Source organism: Micromonospora sp. NPDC047753 (genome assembly GCF_040642735.1).
Taxonomy (GTDB): Bacteria; Actinomycetota; Actinomycetes; order Mycobacteriales; family Micromonosporaceae; genus Micromonospora.
This window is the reverse complement of sequence record NZ_JBEYSL010000669.1, coordinates 1-2993: the sequence shown is the minus strand read 5'-3', so window position 1 is coordinate 2993 and position 2993 is coordinate 1. Positions and strand designations below refer to the sequence as shown.

The 2993-nt window shown below is 74.4% G+C and carries 2 protein-coding genes; both read left to right on the top strand.

Annotated features, from left to right (window positions below):
* The first annotated feature begins 56 nt into the window (after positions 1 to 56).
* The gene (locus ABZ749_RS32865; protein WP_172862163.1) at positions 57 to 395 is read left to right on the top strand and encodes a P-II family nitrogen regulator; all 339 of its coding nucleotides are present in this window, start codon (positions 57 to 59) and stop codon (positions 393 to 395) included.
* 16 nt (positions 396 to 411) lie between these two features.
* Positions 412 to 2742 (top strand): [protein-PII] uridylyltransferase, encoded by a 2331-nt coding sequence (locus tag ABZ749_RS32860; protein WP_357234753.1) that lies wholly within the window; start codon positions 412 to 414, stop codon positions 2740 to 2742.
* Positions 2743 to 2993: the final 251 nt, after the last annotated feature.

Sequence of the window (2993 nt, the reverse complement as noted above, 5' to 3'; positions counted from 1 at the left end):
CGCGACGACGTCGGCGCGTACGCCCTCGTAACGTTCCTGGGATGGAGGGGTTGGACATGAAGCTGGTGACCGCAGTCATCAAGCCGTACCAACTGGACGCGGTGAAGGAGGCCCTGCACGCCCTCGGGGTGGCCGGGCTGACCGTCAGCGAGGTTCAGGGGTACGGACGGCAGAAGGGGCACACCGAGGTCTACCGGGGTGCCGAGTACACGGTCGAGTTCCTGCCCAAGATCCGGGTCGAGGTGCTCACCGACGAAATCGACGTCGACAAGGTGGTGGACGCCATCGTCGGAGCGGCCCGGACGGGCAAGATCGGTGACGGCAAGGTCTGGGTCACCGGTGTCGAAGAGGTCGTCCGGGTACGTACCGGCGAACGCGGCCTCGACGCACTCTGACGCGGCCACGACTGACATGACCTCGTTGATCAAGAAGAACGCGTCAGGACCCGCCGATGACGGCGACGCGAACCTCTTGATCAACGAGGTCGTCGGCGTTCCCGGGGGGATCGGGGAAGCGGCCCGGCGGGGGCGGGCCGCCGCCTACGACTCGTTCCTGCGGGGGTTGCTGCCGCCGCGGGACGGGGTGGCACTGCTGGCCGTCGGGGGCCTGGGTCGGCGGCAGTGTGCCCCGTACAGCGACCTCGACCTGGTGCTGGTGCACGCCGGGGTGCCCGGCACAGACGAGTTGGCCGCCTCGGTCTGGTACCCGATCTGGGACGCGGGCCTGCGGCTCGACCATTCCGTACGCACCGTCGCCGAGGCGCTCTCGGTGGCCCAGGACGACGTCAAGGTAGCCCTCGGGCTGCTCGACGCCCGGTTGATCGTGGGGGACCAGGCGCTGGCCGACGCGCTGATCCGCACCGCCGCCGATCACTGGCGGCGTACCGCCGTCCGGCACCTCGCCGGCCTGCGCGAGGTCACCGAGGCTCGTTGGCAGGCCCACGGTGAGCTGGCGTTCCTGCTGGAGGGCGACCTCAAGGAAGCCGCCGGCGGTCTGCGCGACGTGGGGCTGCTGCGGGCGATCTCCGCCGCCGGCATCACCGACGCGCTGCGTCCTGCCGTACGCGCCGCTCACCTGCGCCTGTTGGACACCCGCGACGCGCTGCACCAGCAGGTCGGCCGACGGGTCGACCGGCTGGTCGCCCAGGAGCGCGACGGAGTGGCCAACCTGCTCGGCCTGCGACAACTCCAGCCCGGCGCGTCCGACGCCGAGGGGCGGCCGGGAGCCGTGGTGCACGACGGTGACGCGCTGCTGCGTCGGGTCGCCGGTGACGCCCGCACTGTCAGCCACGCCCTGGACGACGCCTTCCGGGCCGCCGACCGGCTGCGCTCCGGCCGTTCCCGCGGCGGCAACGGCCGTCCGGCCCGCCGCCCGGTCGCCCGTGACGTGGTCGAACACGACGGCGAGCTGGTGCTCGCCCGCACGGCGATCGGGGCACGCCCCGACCCGAGCCTCTCGCTGCGGGTGGCCGCAGCGTCGGCCACGACCCGAATCCCCATCGCGCGCGCCACGTGCGAGTGGCTGGCGGCGTACTGTCCGCCCCTGCCGGCCCCCTGGCCGGCCGAGGCCCGGGCCGCGCTGATCACCCTGCTGGGCGCCGGTCCCGGCCTGGTGCCGGCCTGGGAGACCTGCGACCGGTACGGGCTGGTCGACGGCTGGCTGCCCGAGTGGACCCGGCTGCGCAGCCTGCCCCAGCACAACCCGGTGCACCGCTTCACCCTCGACCGGCACCTCGTGCAGACCGCGCACGAGGCCAGCCGGCACGCCCGCGAGGTGGAGCGCCCGGACCTGCTGCTCCTCGGCGCTCTCCTGCACGACATCGGCAAGGGACTCCCCGGTGACCACAGCACCGTCGGCGTGCCGGTTGCCCAGGCGGTTGCCACCAGGGTCGGTCTGCCCACCGCCGAGGTCGAGCTGATCGGGAAGCTGGTCCGGCTGCACCTGCTGCTGCCCGACGTGGCCACCCGCCGGGACCTGAGCGACCCGGTCACCATCGCCTCGGTGGCCGAGGCGGTCGGGGACACCGGCACCCTCGACGTGCTGCACGCGTTGGTCCGCGCCGACGCGGCGGCGACCGGGCCGGCGGCCTGGTCCGACTGGAAGGGCCGACTCGTCGCCGAGTTGGTCGCCCGGGTCCGCACCGCGCTGGACACCGGCGTACTCCCCGAGCCACCCGCCCCGGACCCGGAGTTGCTGGCCGGGCCCCTGCCGGTCGTCCACCTGACCGGCGACCGGGTGTCGGTCGCGGCGGCCGACCGACGGGGTCTGCTCGGCACTGTGGCCGGCTGCCTGGCCCTGCACCGGCTGGAGGTGATCTCCGCGGACGCCTCCGCCGTCGACGGCCGGGCCCTGGTCGAGTGCCGGGTGCAGCCCCGCTACGGCCTTCCGCCGGACCCGGTCCCGCTCCGCGCCGACCTGCGTCGGGCGGTCGCCGGCGACGTGTCGGTCACCCAACGGCTGCGGGGCCGTGCGCTCGCCAGCCGTGGCGGCGGCGCGGCTCCACGAGTGGTCTGGCACCGCGAGGCGGCCACTGACGCCGTACTGCTGGAACTGCGTGCGGCCGACGCCGCCGGGCTGCTCTACCGGGTCACCTGCGCTCTCGACGAGGCCGGCGCTCTGGTGCGGGCGGCCCGCATCTCCACCCTCGGCGCCGACGTGGTCGACGCCTTCTACCTGGTGGGCGGTTGGCCGGACGACGCCACCCGGGCCCGCCTGGAAGCCGCCGTCCTAGCCGCGGTCTAACCGCCCCGCCCCGCCCTCCCTCCCCGCCCTGCCCTCCCCGCCCTGCCCTCCCCGCCCTGCCCTCCCCGCCCCGAACTTCCGCGTCGATCTTGCACTTTGTGTCCTCGCATACCACGCAAAAGCCGCGTAGTGACAACACAAAGCGCAAGATCGCGGGGGCGGGGCGGGGCGGGGCGGGGCGGGGCGGGGCGGGGCTCCAGCAGGGCGCGTACCTGGGGGTCGTCCGCAACCGCGACGCCGGCCTTGCGGGT

Coding starts and splice junctions, on each gene's coding strand:
- ABZ749_RS32865 (WP_172862163.1), top strand. CDS start 57: ATGAAGCTGGTGACCGCAGTCATCAAGCCGTACCAACTGGACGCGGTG.
- ABZ749_RS32860 (WP_357234753.1), top strand. CDS start 412: ATGACCTCGTTGATCAAGAAGAACGCGTCAGGACCCGCCGATGACGGC.